This window comes from Ramlibacter tataouinensis (genome assembly GCF_027941915.1).
In the GTDB taxonomy this organism is placed as follows: domain Bacteria; phylum Pseudomonadota; class Gammaproteobacteria; order Burkholderiales; family Burkholderiaceae_C; genus Ramlibacter; species Ramlibacter tataouinensis_C.
This window is the reverse complement of sequence record NZ_CP116009.1, coordinates 3,750,846-3,768,726: the sequence shown is the minus strand read 5'-3', so window position 1 is coordinate 3,768,726 and position 17,881 is coordinate 3,750,846. Positions and strand designations below refer to the sequence as shown.

The following is a 17,881-nucleotide window of genomic DNA, read 5'->3' as shown; positions in this document are numbered from 1 at the left end:
AGGATGGAAGCACCCCAGGCCCAGCTGCGCGGGCCGGATCCCGCCCTGGCATCGGTTGCTCGCGGCAGCGCCGTCGAAGTGCTGCGCGCCTTCACCCGCCTGGGCCTGACCTCGTTCGGCGGGCCGGTGGCGCACCTGGGCTACTTCCGCACCGAGTTCGTCGAGCGCCGCCGCTGGCTGGACGACCGGGGCTTTTCCGACCTGGTGGCCCTGTGCCAGTTCCTGCCCGGGCCGGCCAGCAGCCAGGTCGGCATGGCGCTGGGGCTGGCGCGCGCCGGCTGGGCGGGCGCACTGATGGCGTGGATCGGTTTCACGCTGCCGTCGGCGCTGGCCCTGATCGCGTTCGCCTACGGCATCGCCCGCTGGCAGCAGCTGGCTGAAAGCGGCTGGGTCCATGGCCTCAAGGTGGCGGCGGTCGCGGTGGTGGCGCAAGCGGTCTGGGGGATGGCCCGGGCGCTGTGCCCGGACCGGCTGCGCGCCGGGCTGGCGGTCGGCACCGCCTTGCTGGTGCTGGCGCTGCCTTCGGCGTTGAGCCAGCTGGCCGCCATCGCCCTGGCCGGGCTGGTGGGCGGGTGGTGGCTGAAGCTGCCGCAGCAGCCGCCCGCGGCGCACCTCGTCTTCGGTGTGTCGCGCGCCGCCGGCTTCGCCGCGCTGGCGACCCTGTTGCTGCTGCTGGCCGGGCTGCCGCTGCTGGCCGCCGCCACCGGCTCGCCGTTCTGGCAGCTGGTGGACGGCTTCCACCGCACCGGCGCGCTGGTGTTCGGCGGCGGCCACGTGGTGCTGCCGCTGCTGCAGGAGGTGGTGGTGCCGACCGGTGCCGTCTCGTCGTCGGACTTCCTGGCCGGCTACGGCGCCGCCCAGGCGGTGCCCGGCCCGCTGTTCAGCTTCGCGGCCTACCTGGGCGCGGTCACGCCGGGTCCATTGCCGGGCTGGCTGGGCGGGCTGGTGTTCCTGGTCGTGATCTTCGTGCCGGCCTTCCTGCTGCTGGTGGGCGCGCTGCCGTTCTGGGACCGCCTGCGCCAGCGCGACGCGGTGCAGGCGGCCATGGCGGGCGTGAACGCCGGCGTGGTCGGCATCCTGCTGGCGGCCCTGTACGACCCGGTGTGGACCAGCGCCATCCACACCCGGGCCGATTTCGCCATCGCGCTGGCGGCGTTCGCGCTGCTGGTGGTCGCGCGGCTGTCGCCGGTGCTGGTGGTGCTGCTCGCCGCGCTGGCGGGCTGGGCCTTGCCGGGCTGATCGGGGGGTTGCACCAGCGGACTGCCAACAATGCTCTGGCTCACCTTCAAGTACCTGGTGACGGCCGCCCTGGTGGTGGCCGTGTCCGAACTGGCCAAGCGCAGCGACCGGCTGGGCGCCCTGCTGGCCGCGCTGCCGCTGGTGACGACGCTCACCCTGATCTGGCTGCACGTCGAGGACCAGCCCCGCTCCACCATCGCCAACCACGCCTGGTTCACGTTCTGGTACGTGCTGCCGACCTTGCCGATGTTCCTGCTGTTCCCGTTCCTGCTCGGGCGCCTCGGCTTCTGGGGTGCGCTCGGCGGATCGGCCGTCGTGACGGTGGCGAGCTTCGGCGTGACGGTGCTGGTGCTGCGCCGCTTCGGCATCGAGCTGCTCTGAGGCGCCGCTGGCGCTTCGAAGGTGGGCTCCTGCTTCAGCCCGCCAGCCGCACGCGGGCCAACTTGCCGTGGTGCGCCAGCTCGCGCAGCAGCAGCACGTGCGCGATGAAGGCCGGCTCGTCGGCCTGGCTGGCGAAGCGGCCGAGCGTGCGATCGACGAGGCGCAGGAACAGGGCCTCCAACGCCTCGGTGTTCCATTCGCGGGCGCCCGCCAAGTCCGCCGACTGCAAGCCCTCGGCCAGCCGCCCGGTCTCGTCGTGCACGTCCAGGATCTGGCCTTGCAGCGCTGCGGCATGCGGCATCAGCCAGTCCTCGGCCCGCTCGATGGCGGCTTCCAGCTGCGCCTCGCCGATGCGGCCGGCGGCGGGCAGCAGCGCCGCGGCGCCGCCGGCCAGGCGCGCCAGCTCGGTCCAGCCGCCGCCATCGGCCCGGCGCGCCAGGACGTAGCCGTTCCCGGCGATGAGCAGCCGCGCAGTCACGCCAGGTAGCCGGCCGCGAGCTGGGCGGCGCGGGCATCGATGCCATGGGCCAGACCGGGCAACACGTCGACGGTGGCGCGGCCGCCCAGGCGTTCCAGCGCCTGCGCCGCCTCCACGCTGAAGCGCGCGGCGATCACCGGGTCGTCGGCGCCGTGGATGAAGTGGAAGCGCACGGCGGCCGGCGCGCGGCGCGGCGGCTGCGCGAAGCGGCCCGACAGCGCGACCACGCGGGCGGCCAGCGGGTCGCCGTCCTGGGTGGATTCCAGCGACATGATCGAGCCCTGCGAGAAGCCGATCAGCGTCGTGCGCTCCGCCCCGGCGCCGCTTTCCCGCTGCCAGTGGGCGACCGCCTGGCGGAACAGCGGCATGGCGGCGTCGATCCGCGGCATGCGGTTGTCCTCGGTCACGCCCAGCACCGAGAACCACTCGCGCCCGCCGCCCAGCCCGGACGGTTGCGGCGCATCGACACTGACCACGAAGGCCCCGGGCCGGGCCGCCGCGATCCACTCGGCCAGCGGCAGCAGGTTGGCGGCCGAGGCGCCGACGCCATGGAACAGCAGCACCAGTTCGGTGGCGGGGCCCTGAGGCCGGGCGGCAACGATGGAAGCGTCGTTCATGCCGCCACCTCCGGCGCCGCCAGGGCGAGCTCGACCTCGCGCCCGAACAGGTACGACTCCATCACCAGCACGCCGTCGCGGATGCCGCCGTCCAGCACGGTGGCCGGCGCACCCTCGGGCGAAGCGCCCAGGGCCACCAGCAGGGGCAGGAAATGTTCGTCGGTCGGATGCGCGCGGTCGGCGTGGGGTGCCTGCTGCAGCGCGTGCAGCAGCCGGTCGCGGTCGCCGGCCCGCACCGCCTGCCGGATCCACAGCGCGAACTCGCGCGCGTACGGCGCCCCCTGGTCGCTGCCCATGCGGAACTCGTACAGGTTGTGCGTCAGGCTGCCGGAGCCGACCACCAGCACGCCTTCGTCCGCCAGCGGCGCGAGGGCGCGGCCGAGCGCGAACGCGCCGGCGCTGCCGGCGCCGAGCGGCAGCGACACCTGCAGCACCGGCACGTCGGCCTCCGGGTACAGGTGCATCAGCGGCACCCAGGCGCCGTGGTCCAGGCCGCGCTCAGGGTCCAGGGTCAGGCCCATGCCGGCCGCCCCGAGCAACTCCGCCGTGCGGGCAGCCAGGGCCGGGCTGCCCGGCGCCGGGTAGCTCAGCTGGTAGAGCGCCCGCGGGAATCCGCCGAAGTCATGGATCGTTGCGGGCTGCGGCGCGGCGCCGACCTCGACGCCGCGCGTCATCCAGTGCGGCGAGACGATGACGATGCCGCGCGGCTTGCCGAGGGCACGCCCGAGCGCGCCCAGCTGCGCGCCGGCCAGACCCGGCTCCAGCGCGAAGGTGGGCGCGCCGTGGGAAACGAACAGGGCGGGCATCGTGGTCATGGGGCGGGCTCCTTCTTGATTTGTTGCTCCATTCTGGGCGCCGCCCATCCGGCGAAAAACCGCCGGGCCCGCCATGCGGCATTGCTGTTTCAGCAACAGTGGGAGGCGCTGCCGGCGTTGGCGCTAACCCTTCAACTGCTTGCTGCGCTGCTCGAACTCGGCCGCGTCGATCTCGCCGCGGGCGAAGCGTTCCCGCAGGATCTGCAGGGCGCTGTCGTGCCTGGGCCTGCCGCTGCCCGCCAGTGCCCGCACCACGACCACGGCGGCGGCGATCAGCAGCACCCACCACAGGACGTGCATCAGGCCGAAGAATCCCCAGCCGCCGTCCCAGCCCCACATCGAATGCCACATGGAAAACTCCTTGCCGCCCATTGTCCGTCCGATCACGCGCTCCGATCGGCCATGCGGGCACGCCGCCGCTGCGACAATCCACCCATGAGCACCACTTCCAGCCGCCTCGCCGACCTGCGCAAGAGCTACGAGCGCGCCGAGCTGAGCGAGGAAGCCAGCCACGCCGACCCGCTGCGCCAGTTCGAGCAGTGGCTGAACGAGGCGATCGCCGCCGAGATCCCGGAGCCCAACGCGATGACGCTGGCCACCGTCGGCAGCGACCTGCGGCCCAGCACGCGCATCGTGCTGATCAAGGGCTACGACGAGCGCGGCATCGTCTGGTACACGAACTACGACAGCCGCAAGGGCCGTGAGCTGGCCGGCAACCCCTACGCCGCGCTGCAGTTCCACTGGGTCGAGCTCGAGCGCGTGGTGCGCATCGAAGGCACGGTGGAAAAGACCAGCGCCGGCGAGAGCGACGCCTATTTCGCCAGCCGGCCGCTCGACTCGCGCATCGGCGCCTGGGCCAGCCCGCAAAGCGAGGTGATTCCCAGCCGCGCCGTGCTGGTCGCCAACGCCGCGAAGTACAGCGCCCAGTTCCTGCTGAACCCGCCGCGACCGCCGCACTGGGGCGGCTATCGGCTGGTGCCGCACGAATGGCAGTTCTGGCAGGGCCGCAAGAGCCGGCTGCACGACCGGCTGCGCTACACCCCCGACGGCCCCGGCTGGCTGCGCGAGCGGCTGGCGCCCTGAGCGGCCCGGCCGCTTCACCCGATCCCGCTGCGACGACGGCGATCAAGCCGGACCCCGGCACGTCGATCCGGGTCGTGCCGGAGGCCCCACTCAGGCATCGATTTCGCTCCCGACCTTCAGCCGTGCGCCCGACGCTTCGCTCCCGCGCACGAGGAGCAGCGCGCGCTGCGATGTCTCCAGCAGGCGCTTGAAGACCGGTGCGCGCCCGGCGCCCAGCGCGCCGTGCCATCCGAGCGCCAGCACGCTGCTGTCCAGGCGTGCGGCCTGCTCGAGCAGCACGGCGGCCGGCTCGCCCCGGCACAGCAGGACGTCATCGACGCAAGCCGCTTCCTGCTCCGAGCAGCGCGCCAGGCCGCGCGCCACGAGCTGGTCCAGGCGCCGGGGGTATTCGTGGTGCGGGGCATCCGCGTAGGCCGAGCCCAGGGCCGCCCCCGCTGCCCCCGACGGCCCATCCTCGGAATGCACGACCGTGACGCGGATGCGCAGTGCCGCCGCCAGCCGCGTCGCCGTGTCCAGGGCCTGGTCCGCCGCGGCCTCGCCGCTGGCGGCCGCGAGCATCGAGGTCCAGGGCAGGCGTTCGCGATAGCGCGCCGGCAGCAGCACGACGGGCGCCCGGGTGCGCTCGATGACCGCCCGGACGACGCTGCCCAGCGCGCGGGCGGGCTGCGCATCCGCGGAGGCCGACTCGCCCCGGGCGGTCATCACGACCAGGTCGATGCGATGGGCCTCGATCTCCTCGAGGATGGCCGGTTCGGCCTCCCCCTGGAGCTGGTGCACGACGACCTGGCTGCCCCGTGCATGGGGCACGCGCAGGCGCGCGAGTTCGTCGGCCGCGGCCAGCGGATGCCGCGTCGCATGCACGACGTGCAGCGTCGCGCCGAGCGCGTCCGCGAGCCACAGCGCACAGGATGCGCCCCGGGCCGCCTCGGGCGAGCCATCGAGCGCCAGGAGGACGGAGTCGAAGCCTCTCATGGTCGTACCACCTTCACAGGATGCGAGCGCCCGCGCCAGGCCAGCGTCGCCTCCACGCCGTCCCACCCCGCCGGCAGCCTCTGCCCGGCGAGCGGGTCGACCCGGGGGCCGTCGTCGGCGAAGCGCACGCCCAGGAAACCGAACACCAGGGCCTGCCAGGTGCCGCCGATGGCGGCCGCGTGCACGCCCAGCATGCTGTTGTCCATCGCATTGGACAGGTCGAGCCAGAGGCTCTGCTCCCAGTAGCGCTGCGCATCCTCCAGCAGGCCGATGCGCGCCGCGATGGCGGCATGGACCCCGGGCGACAGGCTGCTGCCGTGGTCCGTCAACGGCTCGTAGTAGCGGTAGTTCGCCGCCACGACCTCGTGCGGGAAGGCGTCGGGGAACAGCAGCGGGAGCATCAGCACGTCGGCCTGCTTGACCAGCTTGAGCCGGTTGATCGCCTCCCAGTCGAACAACCGGCTGATCGGCGCCTTCAGGCGCTCTTCCTTCGGCAGCGGATAGTCCCCGAGTGCAAAGAAGCCCTCGAACTGCTCGATCACGCCGTCCGCGCCGGGGCCCGGGCAGTACAGGGAGCCGGCCAATCCGCTCCACTCCTGCGCTTCGGCCTCGTGCAGGCCGAAACGCCGGGCGGCCCATGCGGCCTGCTCGAGGTTGAAGCGGGCCATCCAGTTGGTGTACGCGTTGTCGTTCACGCCATGGTGGTATTCGTCCGGCCCGACCACGCCGCGGATGTGGTGGTGGTGCTCGCCCGGCACCATGCGGCTGGCCCAGAAGCGCGCCGTCTCGAACAGGATCTGCGCTCCGGGGCCGCTGAGGAAATCCTCGTCCCGCGTCGCTTCCCAGTAGCGCCACACCGCGTAGGCGACGTCGGCGGTGACATGCACCTGCTGGCTGCCGGTGAAGATCGGGATCTCCTTGCCGCTGCTCCTGAGCACGATCTTGCTGGGCGTGACGTCGTCGCCCGTGACGGTCGACTCCCAGGCGTAGCAGGCACCGCGGTAGCCGAGCTCGCGTGCGCGCCGCCGTGCCCCTTCGAGCGTGTGGTGGCGGTACATCAGCAGCGTGCGGGCCCGCCCGGGCTCGGTGTGCAGGAAGAAGGGCAGCATGAAGATCTCCGTGTCCCAGAACACGTGCCCCTCGTAGCCGCGGCCGGTGAGCGTGCGCGCGCCGATCGACACGCGCGGGTCGTCGCCGGCGGGCAGGCGCAGGTGGTAGCTGCCGAAGCGCAGCGCCTGCTCGACGGATGGACGGCCCGGCACGCGGATGTCGGCCCGGCGCCAGAACTCCGCCCAGGCCTGCGCATGGGCGTCGAACAGCGCCTCGAAGTCCTGCCCCTCCAGCGACTGCAGGTGCGCGAGCGCCGCCGCCCGTGGATCCGCTGTGTCGCGGCTGGTGTACACGACGATGCGCCGGCGCAGCCCCTGGGGCTCGCGCGAGGTGCGCGACGCCAGGCAGATCTCGAAGCCCGACGCCAGGGTCCGGTAGCGCACGAGCGGGGCATCCGGCAGGCTGGCTGTCTCGATGCGTTCCACGTGCGGATGGCGGGCTGCCGTCTGCGGGGGCTCGAGCGCCGGCTCCAGTGCCACCGCGGCCCAGTGGTTCTCGCCGCTGGCGACGGCTTCCTGCAGCAGCAAATGCGGATCGGCGAGCGAGGCGCAGCGGCGCGTCCGGATGGCGGTGCGGCGCCCGCCGGGCGTCTCGTAAAGCGCCTCGATGTGCAGCACGCCGGTGCGCAGGTCCAGCGTCCGGCGCAGTTCCCGCCCGTGCGGCCCGCCGAAGGCCAGCGGCTCGCCCTCGAGCTCGGCCGCCAGAGTGAACGGGAACGGCACCGACACCAGTTCCGCGTAGAGGTCGTCGCGATCGGGCGTCAGGAACTCGGTCTCCGAATACGGCAGGTCGGGACGCTTGCGGTCGTAGATGCCCGCGATGAACATGTCGCACTGCGAGCCGGGCGGCGGCATGTCCAGCGCGCCGCGCACGCCCAGGTAGCCGTTGCCCACCGCGAACAGGCTCTCCATCTGGCGTTCGCGGGCGGCGTCGAAGCCCTCCTGCTCGATGCGCCAGGCGATCTCCTGCTGGCGCGCGCGCAGCGCCGCCTCCAGGCGATCCGCGTCCAGCCCGGCCAGGTCCTGGACGACGACATCCGCCCCCGCGCGGGCCAGTGCGGCCGCATTGCCGCCCCGATCGATCCCCACCACCAGCCCGAAGCCGCCGCGGCGACCGGCCTGGACGCCGGCGACCGCGTCCTCGAAGACGAGCGTGCGCCCGGGCGCCGTGCCGAGCGCTTCGGCGCACTTCAGGAACATGTCGGGATCGGGCTTGCCGGCCAGCCCGAGCTCGCCGATGTCGATGCCGTCCAGCCGTGCATCGAACAGCGACCCGATGCCGGCGATGCCGAGGATCTCCCGCCCGTGCCGGCTCGACGTGACCACCCCGGTCCTCACGCCGCGCTCGCGCAGTGCGCGCACGAGGGCGATGGTGGAGTCGAAAGTCTCGACGCCCTGCTCCTGCAGGCGCCGCGAGAAAAGCAGGTCCTTGCGCCGCGCCAGCTCCTCCACCTCCGCTTCGGCCAGGCTGAGCTGGCGGGCCCGCAGGAAGCTCCGCACGCCTTCCAGGCGGGGCTTGCCGTCGACAAGGGCGCGGTATTCGGCGCGCTCGTCGAAGGGCTGCCAGGCCTGTCCATCCGGGGCCATGCGGCGCAGCAGGTCGTCGAACAGCTCCTTCCAGGCCGCCGCATGCAGGCCGGCGGTGCGCGTGATGACGCCATCCATGTCGAAAATGGCGGCCCGGAAGCTCAGGCTCATCGGTCAGCCCAGCGGGAAGAAGAACGCCGCTTGTGCAATCCACTTGACCTTGCCCCGGGGGCAAGGTTCAAAGTTATCGCCTGCCGATAATGCAAGACCCCAACCCCTAGAATCGTTGCCGAATGTCCGCCATCCGCATCCTGCTCGCCTGGCTGCTGCTGGCCGCGCTGCCCCTGCAGGGCTTCGCGGCGGCCACCACGCTGCTGTGCGGGCCGGCGCACCACGGTGCGGCGAGCGCGGCAGCGGCCGGCCCGGCCGATCGGCAGCCGGCAGCGGTCGAGGGTGATGGCCATCGCCATGCCCATGCGTCCGCGGCCGGTGCGCACCACGGTGCCGCCGGCACCGATGCGGCACCGCTGGCGTCGAACGGCACCGGCCACAGCTGCAACCTCTGTTCCGCCGCCTGCCATGGCCTCGGCATTGCCAGCCAGCCGAGCCAGGTCGCGCCCACCGGCGCGCCCCATGTGCCGCTGACCGAGGCGTTCCAGCGCCTGGCCAGCCGGCCCGCACCCGTCCCCGACAAACCACCTCGCGCCTGAGCTCCACGGCGCCCGCCGCGTGCGGGCCGCCCAGGCTCGTCCGTTGCCTGCCGCCGCAGGCGACGCGTCCCCATCGTTCGCGCGAGGCTTCATGCACGCATCCGTCTTTTCCTGGTGGCCGCTCCTGCTGGCCGCCGGCGCCGCCGGTCCCGCCGGCGCGCAGCCCGATCCCGCCCCGGCGCCGCCGCCGGCGTACCACTCCGCCTTCGAGGGCTACCAGCCCTTCGGTGATCAACCCGTCGCGTCCTGGAAGGCCGCCAACGATACGGTCGGCCGCATCGGCGGCTGGAAGGCCTACGCCCGGGAGGCGAGTGGCGAAACCCAGCCGGCCGCAGCGCCAGCGCCCGGCCCGGCCGATACCGGCGGCAAGCCTGCGCAGCCCGCGCCGGTGGACGAGCGCGGGCACGGCCGCCACGGCCACCATCGATAGGGCGCCGCCGATGCCGATTCCTTCCCTTCGGATCACGGCCCTCGCGGCAGCCGCGCTGCTGGCCGGATGCGCCACCGTCGATATCGACCAGGCCGTCGGCCAGACCAACGAGACCGCCGCCGGCTTCACCCAGGGCCGGCTGGAGCTGAGCCGCACGGCGCAGCAGCAGGAGCGCCGCGAACGGCTGGCCCAGCAACTGCTGGCCGAGCCGCTGGGCCAGGCCGAGGCGGTTCAGCTCGCGCTGGCCAACAGTCCCGCCCTGCAGGCCCTCGTAGCCCAGGGCTGGAGCGACCTGGCAACCGCTGCCCAGGGCGGCCGCATCGCCAACCCGGTGTTCAGCTTCGAGCGCGTTCGTTCCGGCAGCGAGCTGGAGATCGGCCGCCTGCTGTCCTTCGGGCTGCTGGACCTGCTGACCCTGCCGCAGCGCGCATCGCTGGCGCGCAACCAGTCGGCGCAGGCGCAGCTGCAGCTCACCCGCGACGTGGTGGACCAGGTGAGCCAAATGCGGCAAGCCTGGGTGCGGGCCGTGGCCGCGCAGCAGCAACTGGACTACGCCGGCCAGGTCAACCGCAGCGCGCAGGCCAGCGCCGAACTGGCGCGGCGCATGCAGGCGGCGGGCAACTTCAGCAAGCTGCAGCGCGCGCGCCAGCAGGCGTTCCATGCCGACGCGACGGCGCAACTGGCCACGGCGCAGCACGCGGCGACCGCCGCGCGGGAGGAGCTGGTGCGCCGGCTCGGATTGAGCGATGCGCAGGCCGCCCAGCTCCGACTGCCCGATCGCCTGCCGGAGCTGCCGGCGCAGCCGCGCACGCCGGCTGAAGTGAGTGCTGCCGCGGTCGACCAGCGGCTGGACGTGCGCATGGCCCGGCTGCAACTGGATGCCGCGGGGCGGTCGCAAGGCCTGGATCTGCTCACCGCACTGGTCGACACCGAAGTCGGCATCCGGCGCGACACCCAGTTCGACAACGCCGACGGCTCCCGCCGCACGGCGCGCGGCTGGGAAGCCGACATCCGGCTGCCGCTGTTCGACTGGGGCGGTGCCCGGCGCGCGGCCATGGACGCGCAGTCGCTGGCCGCCGCCCACCGCCACGACGACACCGTGCGGGCCGCCTCCTCGCAGTTGCGCGAGGGCTACTCGGCGTACCGCACGGCCTGGGACCGGGCCCGCCACTACCGCGACGAGATCGTGCCCCTGCGCAAGACCATCTCCGAGGAGAACGTGCTGCGCTACAACGGCATGCTGATCGGCGTGTTCGAGCTGCTGGCCGACCACCGCGAGCAGGTCGGTGCCGTCGTGGCGGCCATCGACGCCCAGCAGGCGTTCTGGCTGGCCGACGCCGCCCTGTCGGCTTCCCTCATCGGCCAGCCGCTCGCCGCGGCGCCCGCCACCCCCCTCCGCTCCGCCGCCACCGGCGAAGCGGCCGCCCATTGAACGCGCCCGCCATGAACAGCAGACGCCACTTCCTCACCGGCGCCGGCGCGATCACGGGTGCCGTCGCCGCCGCCTCCGTCAGCCGCGTGGCCATGGCCGCCCTGCCGGAGCCCGTCATCCAGGACCAGCCGGACACCGCACCGCCGCTGGCGCCGCCCAACGGCCGCCCCTACGACCCCGTCGTCACCCTCAACGGCTGGACCCTGCCCTGGCGCATGAACGCCGGCGTCAAGGAATTCCACCTCGTGGCCGAGCCGGTAGTGCGCGAGATGGCGCCCGGCTTCAAGGCCCACCTGTGGGGCTACAACGGCCAGTCGCCGGGCCCCACCATCGAAGTGGTCGAGGGCGACCGGGTGCGCATCTTCGTGACCAACAAGCTGCCCGAGCACACCACCATCCACTGGCACGGCCAGCGCCTGCCCAACGGCATGGACGGCGTCGTCGGGCTGACGCAGAAGCCCATCCCGCCCGGCAAGACCTTCGTCTACGAATTCACGGCGCGCCGGCCCGGCACCTTCATGTACCACCCGCACGCCGACGAGATGGTGCAGATGGCCATGGGCATGATGGGCTTCTGGGTCACCCACCCGAAGGGCCGGCACCCGCTGATCGAGCCGGTGGACCGCGACTTCGTGTTCCTGATGTCGTCCTTCGACATCGAGCCCGGCTCGTACACACCCAAGGTGATGACCATGCTGGACTTCAACCTGTTCACCTTCAACAGCCGAATCTTTCCGGGGATCGCCTCGATGAACGTGCGCAAGGGCGACCGGGTGCGCATCCGCGCCGGCAACCTGACCATGACCAACCACCCGCTGCACCTGCACGGACACGAGTTCACGGTCACCGGCACCGATGGCGGCCCGACGCCCCCGGCGGCGCGCTGGCCGGAGGTGACCACCGACGTGGCGGTCGGCCAGATGCGGCAGCTGGAGTTCGTCGCCGACGAGGAAGGCGACTGGGCCTTCCATTGCCACAAAAGCCACCACACCATGAACGCCATGGGCCACGGCGTTCCCACCATGATCGGCGTCGACCATCGCAAGGTCGTCAAGGAGATCACCGACCTGATCCCCGACTACATGGTGATGGGCGAGCGCGGCATGTCGGACATGGCCGAGATGGAGATGCCGCTGCCGGACAACACCGCGCCCATGATGGCCGGCCAGGGACCGTTCGGGTCGCTGGAGATGGGCGGTATGTTCACGGTGCTGAAGGTGCGGCGCGAGCAGCCGCCGGGCGACTATCGAAACCCGGACTGGTACAAGCACCCGGCTGGCACCGTGGCCTGGGAGTTCACCGGCAGCCTGCCGGCCTCGCCGCGGGCGCCGGCTGCCGGCAACGGTGCGGCGCCGCCGCACCGGCCGGCCGGGAAGCAGGACGTCGAGGTGCGGGTGCGCAAGCCGGGGGCGGCGAACCCGCACGGCGGACACGATCACTGATGGAAAGGAAGACGGATCGATGAAGTACACGAACGGGATGGCGGCCTTGTTGCTGGCGGCACTGGCCGCGGGTGCGCAGGCCCACGGGAACGCGGGCCACGCCGCGCGGCATCACGCGCCGGTTGCCAAGGAGCAGAAGCCCTGGGGGATCGCCGGCGCTGCGTCCGCGGTGCGTCGCACCATCGACATCGCCATGACCGACACCATGCGCTTCACGCCCGAACGCATCGAGGTGCGCGAGGGCGAGACGGTGCGGCTGCGGGTGCAGAACAACGGCCAGGTGCTGCACGAGCTGGTGATCGGCACCCGGGCCGACCTGGACGCGCACGCCGAAATGATGGCCAGGCACCCCGGCATGGAGCACGACGAGCCGCACATGACCCACGTCAATGCCGGCGCATCCGGCGAGATCGTGTGGAACTTCAACCGTCCCGGCGAGTTCGATTTCGCATGCCTGATCCCCGGCCACTACCAGGCCGGCATGGTCGGCAAGATCAAGGTCATTGCACGCAAGGAGTCCAAGAGATGAGCCATCGTTCCCCCCTCACCCGCCGTCGCCTGCTGGTCGGCGGACTCGCGCTGGCGGCCGCCGCCACGGGCGTGCAGGCCCAGCCGAAGAAGACCGGCATCCCGCTGGAGGTCTGGAAGGACCCGAGCTGCGGCTGCTGCAAGGACTGGGTCGAGCACATGCAGGCCAACGGCTTCGCGGTCAAGGTGCACGAGACCGGCAACACCGGCGTGCGCGCCCAGCTCGGCATCGACATGAAGTACGGCTCCTGCCACACGGCGGTGGTCGGCGGCTATGCGCTCGAAGGCCACGTGCCGGCGCGCGAGGTCCACCGGCTGCTGAAGGAAAAGCCGCAGGCGCGCGGCCTGGCGGTGCCCGGCATGCCGATCGGCTCGCCGGGCATGGACGGTCCGGCCTACGGCGGCCGCCGCGATGCCTACGACGTCGTCCTGCTCACCCGCGACGGCGGCGCCAGGGTCTACCAGCACTACCAAGGGAACAAGGCATGAAGCGCATCCACCTCCTGCTCGCAGGGGCGGCCATCGGTCTGGCGGCCGGCCCGCTGATCGCCCAGCCGTCGTCGCACGCGAACCATGACGCGCACGCGGCCGCCGGCAGCGTGGCGGCGCCCGCGGCCGACATGAGCGCGGGCGAGGTCCGCAAGATCGACAAGGCGGCCGGCAAGGTCACGCTCAAGCACGGGCCGATCCGCAACCTGGACATGCCGCCCATGACCATGGTGTTCAAGGCCACCGACCCGAAGCAGCTGGACAAGCTCAAGGTCGGCGACAAGGTCCGGTTCGTAGCCGGCCGCGGCGACAACGGCGGCTTCACGGTTCAGGCGATCGAGCCGGCGCCGTGACAGTGCCTGTTCCCGTTCGGGCCCGGGCAGCGCCTGATCCTGCTGCCCATTCACTGCAGGAGTCGTCATGAAGTACCGCGCTCTCCCCCTCGTCCTGGCCTTCGCCGCCACGGCCGTCTCGGCCCAGGTCGGCCAGGACGACCATTCCGCTCACCATCCGGGCGGCGGTGCGCCGCCGTCCGCCGCAGCGCCCGCGCAGCCCGGCGGACCGGCCGGGGCCGACCGCTACGCCGGGCAGATGAAGCAGATGCAGGACATGCACGCGCGCCTGCAGGCGGCTAAGACGCCCGCCGAACGCAGCGCCCTGATGGACGAGCACCTGAAGTTGATGCAATCCGGCATGGACACGATGGCGCAGATGGGCGGCATGGGCATGGGCGGCGGCATGGGCATGCAGGGCGGACCCGCCCCCGGCATGCCCGCTGCCCCCGGCATGCCGCCCGCCAACAGCGCCTCGCCGCCCGGCGGCTCGGGCATGGGCGGCGGCATGATGGGTCAGGGCATGATGGGCATGCACGGCGCCATGGAACGCCGCATGGCCATGATGGAAATGATGATGCAGATGATGGTCGACCGCGAGGCCGCCGCATCCGACCGGTAGACCGAAAGCCTCCCCTGGAACACGTGCAAGCCAGCGGCCGGCCCTCCTTCTGGCGGTCACCCTTCGGCGGTGCCTGCAACGGGGCCAGGCTGCGCTGACCCTGCTGCCCAGTTCCCCGCAGGCGGCGCCAAGACCGGCCGCGCATTGCCCCATCGCCCCGCGTTTCTTCACCACGGCCGTGCCCGTCCAGATCATCCAGGACGAATACGACACCGGCGGCCGAAGCCGCCGGTGTCAGTCGCCAGGCCGCCTGCCAGAGGCTGCGGGGCAAGCAAGTCCTGGAAGCGAGGAAGCCGCCTGGCGGGACGTCAGTTCGGCTCGACGTTCGCGCGCCGCATGACATCGAGCCACTTGGCGTTCTCGCTGGCCGTGAACTTCGCGAATTCGTCGGCCGTCAGCTTGCTGGCAATCACGCCATTGCTCTTCATGCGCTGCTGGACGGCCGGTTGGTTCGACGCATCCCGCATCGCCTTGTTCAGCTTGGCCACGATGTCGCGCGGCGTGTTCTTGGGCACCCACATCGCGTACCACGACGTCACGTCGAAACCGGGAATGCCGGACTCGGCCACGGTCGGCACGTCCGGCAGCAGGTCAATGCGCCGCGCCGAGGTCACGGCAAGTGCGCGCACCTTGCCGCTCTTGACCAGGGGCAATGCACTCGCGACGGACGCATAGAGCACGTCGACGTGGCCGCCGGCGACGTCGGTGAGCGCCTGGCCGGTCCCGTTGTAGGGGACGTGGGACATCTTGGTGCTGGTGCTCAAGTTGACCAGCTCGCCCACGAGGTGCGGGAGCGATCCCAGGCCACCGGATGCGAAAGACAGCTTCCCGGGATTCGCGCGTGCCCGGTTGATCATGTCGCCGAAGCTGCTGATCTTGGACTCGCTGTTGACGAGCACCACCATCGGTGCGAAGCCGAAGACGCCAACCGGGGTGAAGTCCTTGATCGGGTCGAAGGACAAGGACTTGAACATGCCCGTGTACATCACCTGGATCGAGGCGTTCATCAGGCCCGTGTAGCCGTCGGGCTTGCTGAGCGCGACTTCCCGCGCCCCCGTGGTTCCGGCCGCGCCCCCCTTGGCGTCGACGATGATCTGCTGCCCCAGCAGCTCCGACATCTCGGTCGTGAGCATGCGCCCGAACGTCTCGGTCGTCGATCCCGCCGTGTGGGGCGAGACGATGCGGATCGGCTTGCTGGGATAGGCATCGCTGGCGTGCGACGGGGTGCTTGCCGCGGCGGCGAAGGCCATCACGGCCGCCACATGAAGGAACTTGAATTTCACGGAGGTCTCCTGATTGGAAGGTTGGACATGCCGCTTGGCGCGGCTTCTACGGATGCCTGGAACTGCCCGGCGGCACCGCCAGGCTAGGGCTCGCCGGCCGCGGCTCCCAGCGCGCCGCAACGAGCGAGTTCTCGGATCTCCTCGCCGCTGAAGCCCGCCTCGCGCAGGACTTCGTGCGTGTGCTCGCCACGGCCCGGCGGCAGCCTGGACAGCGTGGCCGGCGTCCGCTTGAGCTTGACGGGAAAGCCGGTCCCCCTGTAGCCATCGCGTTCGAGAAACATCTCGCGGTGCTTGGCATGGGGCGAGGCGGCGACGTCCGCGATGCCGAGCACGGGCGCGACCGGCACACCCGCTTCGTGCAGGCGCGAAGCCACGGCCTGGCCATCCTGATGCGTCAGCTGGCGGCTCAACACCTGCCGGAGCTCGTCGCGATGGGCGATGCGGTCGACGTTGCGGCGAAAGCGTGGATCAGCAGCCACTTCCGGGCAGTCGAGCAGCGTGCAGAGCATCGCGAACTGGCGGTCGTTCCCGACGGCGATGTAGACCGGGCAGGTGGCGGTCTCGAAGGCGTCGTACGGCGCGATGTTGGGATGCGCGTTGCCGGAGCGGCTCGGTTCCTTGCCGCTCCAGGCGTAGTTGGGCAGGTGCGGATGCGTCACGCTGAGCGCGCAGTCGTAGAGCGCGACGTCGCACATCTGGCCCAGGCCGGACCGCGAGCGCTCCTGCAGAGCGGCGAGCACCGCAATGGCCGCCTGCATGCCGGTGGCAAGGTCGACGACGGGGACGCCCATGCGCAACGGCGGGCCTTCGCTCGCGCCGTTGACGCTCATCAGGCCCGACATGGCCTGGATCGCTGCGTCATAGCCCGGCAGGCCGCCGAGCGGACCATCGTCCCCGAAGCCAGTGATACGGCAGTGCACGAGGCGCGGAAAGCGGCGGCAGATTTCCGATGGGTCCTCGATGCCCCAGTTGCGCAGGGTGCTCGCCTTGAAATTCTCGATCAGCACGTCGGCTGTTTCGAGAAGGCGCCACAGGACGTCGCGGCCCTGCGGACCGCTCATGTCGAGCGTGATGCCCCGCTTGTTGCGATTGAGGGCATGGAAGTACGCGGCGCTGCCGTCGCGAACCGGTGGCCCGAACGTGCGGGTCTCGTCGCCTTCGGGCGACTCGACCTTGATGACCTGGGCGCCATGGTCTCCGAGCATCTGCCCGCAGTAGGGGCCGGCCAGCACACGCGACGCATCGATCACGGTCAGCCCGGTGAGGCTTTGGGTCATGCCGGCACCTTTCAGCTGGCGGAGGCGAGACTGCCGCGCAGACGTCGCGCGATCCGCCACTCGAACGCCTCGTCGCCCAGGTCGCGCCGCCGCGTCAGCTCGAGCTGGAGACGGCGGTTGTGCGCCGACAGCGCGCCTTCGAGGAGCTGGTTCCACATCTGGAACGCCGCCCCGTGCAGCGAAGGCAGGCCGGCCATCAGCTTCCAGCTCGTCTGCCGCACCCCGACGCCCTGCGGGCTCTCGACCAGCTCGGCGCTGTCGCCCTGAGCTCGAGCCAGCATGACCATGAAGCGGGCGAAGTCGCCGGCATCGCCGTGATCCGGAACCCCGAATGCGGCGGCGGTCTCGCTGTAGAACTGCATGCCGATCAGGCGCGCCGTGATGCCGCCGAGGTATTCGGCTTCGTGCGGGCCGTGCAGCGCGATGAGCTCGGGCAGGGCGGTGCGCACGTACTCCATCGCATAGTTGCGGCGAGCCTTCTGCAGCCGCTCCTGCGGCCAGTCGGCCGTCGGCAGCACCGGCATGCTGGCCGGATCGACGTCGGGCATCTCGACGCCGCGCTCGAAGCGCAGGCGCTCGTCGGGCTCGATGTCGCGGTCGTATTCGCAGTAGTAGCCTTCGAGCCCCGGCTGGCCGTCGACGGTCTGCTTGGTGCAGACGAAGCCGAGCCTGCGCGACCCGAGCGTCACCCCGTTGTGCGCGTGCCAGCCGCGCAGCACCGCGCGCGACACCTCGCCGGGGATGGCGCAGATGGCAGTGCCGTGCCAGGCCCAGCGCGGCGGCGGGTAGCGCACCCAGACCTTCTGGGGCGTTTCCTCGAGGTACTCCACCCGCACGCCGCCGATGGCATTGGACAGGTAGTGGTACCGCGCTGCCGTCACCGCCGGGGGCAGGCCCGTGAGGCCCAGCTTCTCCAGCCCCGGGAGAAAGCGCTCGAGGTGCTGGCGGCGGAAGATGTGGTAGGTCAGCTCGGCCGCCTCGCGCGCGCCCTTGCGCGACACCATGGTCATCAACAAGCCGGTGAAGTAGGCGTGGTACCAGTTGGCCACGGCGGCCCACTGGGCGGTGCCTGGAGGCGGGGCTTCCTGGAAGGTTCTTGCTTGCATGCTGGATCT

General features: G+C 71.6%; 20 protein-coding genes. 11 read left to right on the top strand and 9 right to left on the bottom strand.

Going from position 1 to position 17,881, the window contains the following annotated elements:
• The first annotated feature begins 3 nt into the window (after positions 1–3).
• Both chrA and PE066_RS18095 read left to right on the top strand, forming a co-directional pair.
• Positions 4–1,239 carry a chromate efflux transporter gene (chrA, locus tag PE066_RS18100; RefSeq protein WP_271233921.1) on the top strand — a complete coding sequence of 412 codons (1,236 nt, stop codon included), beginning with the start codon at positions 4–6 and terminating at the stop codon, positions 1,237–1,239.
• A 30-nt stretch (positions 1,240–1,269) separates the two neighbouring features.
• Complete coding sequence (locus PE066_RS18095) at positions 1,270–1,620, top strand: DUF3147 family protein (RefSeq protein ID WP_271233920.1); 351 nt, start codon at positions 1,270–1,272, stop codon at positions 1,618–1,620.
• Between the two features lie 34 nt (positions 1,621–1,654).
• Here the strand turns inward: PE066_RS18095 and PE066_RS18090 are convergent, their stop codons facing one another.
• From PE066_RS18090 to PE066_RS18075, 4 genes are all read right to left on the bottom strand, one after another.
• The gene (locus PE066_RS18090) at positions 1,655–2,098 is read right to left on the bottom strand and encodes a hypothetical protein (protein ID WP_271233919.1); all 444 of its coding nucleotides are present in this window, start codon (positions 2,096–2,098) and stop codon (positions 1,655–1,657) included.
• A complete protein-coding gene (gene ypfH, locus PE066_RS18085; RefSeq protein ID WP_271233918.1) occupies positions 2,095–2,715 on the bottom strand; it encodes an esterase in 621 nt (206 codons plus the stop codon). Before ypfH ends, PE066_RS18090 begins: the two co-directional genes overlap by 4 nt.
• Positions 2,712–3,530 carry a dioxygenase family protein gene (locus PE066_RS18080; RefSeq protein WP_271233917.1) on the bottom strand — a complete coding sequence of 273 codons (819 nt, stop codon included), beginning with the start codon at positions 3,528–3,530 and terminating at the stop codon, positions 2,712–2,714. The genes ypfH and PE066_RS18080 overlap by 4 nt, the downstream gene beginning before the upstream one ends.
• 123 nt (positions 3,531–3,653) lie before the next feature.
• The gene (locus PE066_RS18075) at positions 3,654–3,881 is read right to left on the bottom strand and encodes an SHOCT domain-containing protein (RefSeq protein ID WP_271233916.1); all 228 of its coding nucleotides are present in this window, start codon (positions 3,879–3,881) and stop codon (positions 3,654–3,656) included.
• Between the two features lie 84 nt (positions 3,882–3,965).
• Here PE066_RS18075 and pdxH point away from each other — a divergent pair, with 84 nt between their 5' ends.
• Positions 3,966–4,613, top strand: coding sequence for a pyridoxamine 5'-phosphate oxidase (gene pdxH, locus PE066_RS18070; RefSeq protein ID WP_271233915.1), 648 nt, complete (start codon positions 3,966–3,968; stop codon positions 4,611–4,613).
• Positions 4,614–4,703: 90 nt separating this feature from the next.
• On the opposite strand, the gene PE066_RS18065 is transcribed toward pdxH, so the two are convergent.
• Positions 4,704–5,585 carry a universal stress protein gene (locus tag PE066_RS18065; RefSeq protein WP_271233914.1) on the bottom strand — a complete coding sequence of 294 codons (882 nt, stop codon included), beginning with the start codon at positions 5,583–5,585 and terminating at the stop codon, positions 4,704–4,706.
• The gene (locus tag PE066_RS18060) at positions 5,582–8,392 is read right to left on the bottom strand and encodes a beta-phosphoglucomutase family hydrolase (protein WP_271233913.1); all 2,811 of its coding nucleotides are present in this window, start codon (positions 8,390–8,392) and stop codon (positions 5,582–5,584) included. The genes PE066_RS18065 and PE066_RS18060 overlap by 4 nt, the downstream gene beginning before the upstream one ends.
• Before the next feature lie 122 nt (positions 8,393–8,514).
• Between PE066_RS18060 and PE066_RS18055 the strand changes: the two genes are divergently transcribed.
• The 8 genes from PE066_RS18055 to PE066_RS18020 all read left to right on the top strand — a co-directional run bounded on the left by PE066_RS18055 (position 8,515) and on the right by PE066_RS18020 (position 14,206).
• Positions 8,515–8,931: a hypothetical protein gene (locus tag PE066_RS18055; RefSeq protein ID WP_271233912.1), complete on the top strand. Its 417-nt coding sequence runs from the start codon at positions 8,515–8,517 to the stop codon at positions 8,929–8,931.
• A gap of 91 nt (positions 8,932–9,022) precedes the next feature.
• Positions 9,023–9,361, top strand: coding sequence for a hypothetical protein (locus PE066_RS18050; RefSeq protein ID WP_271233911.1), 339 nt, complete (start codon positions 9,023–9,025; stop codon positions 9,359–9,361).
• Positions 9,362–9,371: 10 nt separating this feature from the next.
• Positions 9,372–10,793 (top strand): TolC family protein, encoded by a 1,422-nt coding sequence (locus PE066_RS18045; protein ID WP_271233910.1) that lies wholly within the window; start codon positions 9,372–9,374, stop codon positions 10,791–10,793.
• An 11-nt stretch (positions 10,794–10,804) separates the two neighbouring features.
• A complete protein-coding gene (locus PE066_RS18040) occupies positions 10,805–12,235 on the top strand; it encodes a multicopper oxidase family protein (protein ID WP_271233909.1) in 1,431 nt (476 codons plus the stop codon).
• A gap of 19 nt (positions 12,236–12,254) precedes the next feature.
• Entirely contained in the window at positions 12,255–12,764 is a 510-nt protein-coding gene (locus PE066_RS18035; protein WP_271233908.1) for a cupredoxin domain-containing protein, read from the top strand.
• Positions 12,761–13,252, top strand: a complete 492-nt coding sequence (locus PE066_RS18030) for a DUF411 domain-containing protein (protein ID WP_271233907.1) — start codon at positions 12,761–12,763, stop codon at positions 13,250–13,252. The genes PE066_RS18035 and PE066_RS18030 overlap by 4 nt, the downstream gene beginning before the upstream one ends.
• Complete coding sequence (locus PE066_RS18025) at positions 13,249–13,605, top strand: copper-binding protein (protein ID WP_271233906.1); 357 nt, start codon at positions 13,249–13,251, stop codon at positions 13,603–13,605. Before PE066_RS18030 ends, PE066_RS18025 begins: the two co-directional genes overlap by 4 nt.
• A 67-nt stretch (positions 13,606–13,672) precedes the next feature.
• A complete protein-coding gene (locus tag PE066_RS18020) occupies positions 13,673–14,206 on the top strand; it encodes a hypothetical protein (RefSeq protein WP_271233905.1) in 534 nt (177 codons plus the stop codon).
• A gap of 308 nt (positions 14,207–14,514) precedes the next feature.
• Here PE066_RS18020 and PE066_RS18015 read toward each other — a convergent pair whose 3' ends face one another.
• From PE066_RS18015 to PE066_RS18005, 3 genes are all read right to left on the bottom strand, one after another.
• Positions 14,515–15,456, bottom strand: coding sequence for a Bug family tripartite tricarboxylate transporter substrate binding protein (locus tag PE066_RS18015; RefSeq protein WP_271233904.1), 942 nt, complete (start codon positions 15,454–15,456; stop codon positions 14,515–14,517).
• Positions 15,457–15,572: 116 nt separating this feature from the next.
• Complete coding sequence (locus tag PE066_RS18010; protein WP_271233903.1) at positions 15,573–16,766, bottom strand: CaiB/BaiF CoA transferase family protein; 1,194 nt, start codon at positions 16,764–16,766, stop codon at positions 15,573–15,575.
• Positions 16,767–16,777: 11 nt separating this feature from the next.
• Positions 16,778–17,872 (bottom strand): hypothetical protein, encoded by a 1,095-nt coding sequence (locus PE066_RS18005; RefSeq protein WP_271233902.1) that lies wholly within the window; start codon positions 17,870–17,872, stop codon positions 16,778–16,780.
• Between the last annotated feature and the right edge of the window lie 9 nt (positions 17,873–17,881).

Coding starts and splice junctions, on each gene's coding strand:
- chrA (WP_271233921.1), top strand. CDS start 4: ATGGAAGCACCCCAGGCCCAGCTGCGCGGGCCGGATCCCGCCCTGGCA.
- PE066_RS18095 (WP_271233920.1), top strand. CDS start 1,270: ATGCTCTGGCTCACCTTCAAGTACCTGGTGACGGCCGCCCTGGTGGTG.
- ypfH (WP_271233918.1), bottom strand. CDS start 2,715: ATGAACGACGCTTCCATCGTTGCCGCCCGGCCTCAGGGCCCCGCCACC.
- PE066_RS18080 (WP_271233917.1), bottom strand. CDS start 3,530: ATGACCACGATGCCCGCCCTGTTCGTTTCCCACGGCGCGCCCACCTTC.
- PE066_RS18075 (WP_271233916.1), bottom strand. CDS start 3,881: ATGTGGCATTCGATGTGGGGCTGGGACGGCGGCTGGGGATTCTTCGGC.
- pdxH (WP_271233915.1), top strand. CDS start 3,966: ATGAGCACCACTTCCAGCCGCCTCGCCGACCTGCGCAAGAGCTACGAG.
- PE066_RS18065 (WP_271233914.1), bottom strand. CDS start 5,585: ATGAGAGGCTTCGACTCCGTCCTCCTGGCGCTCGATGGCTCGCCCGAG.
- PE066_RS18060 (WP_271233913.1), bottom strand. CDS start 8,392: ATGAGCCTGAGCTTCCGGGCCGCCATTTTCGACATGGATGGCGTCATC.
- PE066_RS18055 (WP_271233912.1), top strand. CDS start 8,515: ATGTCCGCCATCCGCATCCTGCTCGCCTGGCTGCTGCTGGCCGCGCTG.
- PE066_RS18050 (WP_271233911.1), top strand. CDS start 9,023: ATGCACGCATCCGTCTTTTCCTGGTGGCCGCTCCTGCTGGCCGCCGGC.
- PE066_RS18045 (WP_271233910.1), top strand. CDS start 9,372: ATGCCGATTCCTTCCCTTCGGATCACGGCCCTCGCGGCAGCCGCGCTG.
- PE066_RS18040 (WP_271233909.1), top strand. CDS start 10,805: ATGAACAGCAGACGCCACTTCCTCACCGGCGCCGGCGCGATCACGGGT.
- PE066_RS18035 (WP_271233908.1), top strand. CDS start 12,255: ATGAAGTACACGAACGGGATGGCGGCCTTGTTGCTGGCGGCACTGGCC.
- PE066_RS18030 (WP_271233907.1), top strand. CDS start 12,761: ATGAGCCATCGTTCCCCCCTCACCCGCCGTCGCCTGCTGGTCGGCGGA.
- PE066_RS18025 (WP_271233906.1), top strand. CDS start 13,249: ATGAAGCGCATCCACCTCCTGCTCGCAGGGGCGGCCATCGGTCTGGCG.
- PE066_RS18020 (WP_271233905.1), top strand. CDS start 13,673: ATGAAGTACCGCGCTCTCCCCCTCGTCCTGGCCTTCGCCGCCACGGCC.
- PE066_RS18015 (WP_271233904.1), bottom strand. CDS start 15,456: ATGGCCTTCGCCGCCGCGGCAAGCACCCCGTCGCACGCCAGCGATGCC.
- PE066_RS18010 (WP_271233903.1), bottom strand. CDS start 16,766: ATGACCCAAAGCCTCACCGGGCTGACCGTGATCGATGCGTCGCGTGTG.
- PE066_RS18005 (WP_271233902.1), bottom strand. CDS start 17,872: ATGCAAGCAAGAACCTTCCAGGAAGCCCCGCCTCCAGGCACCGCCCAG.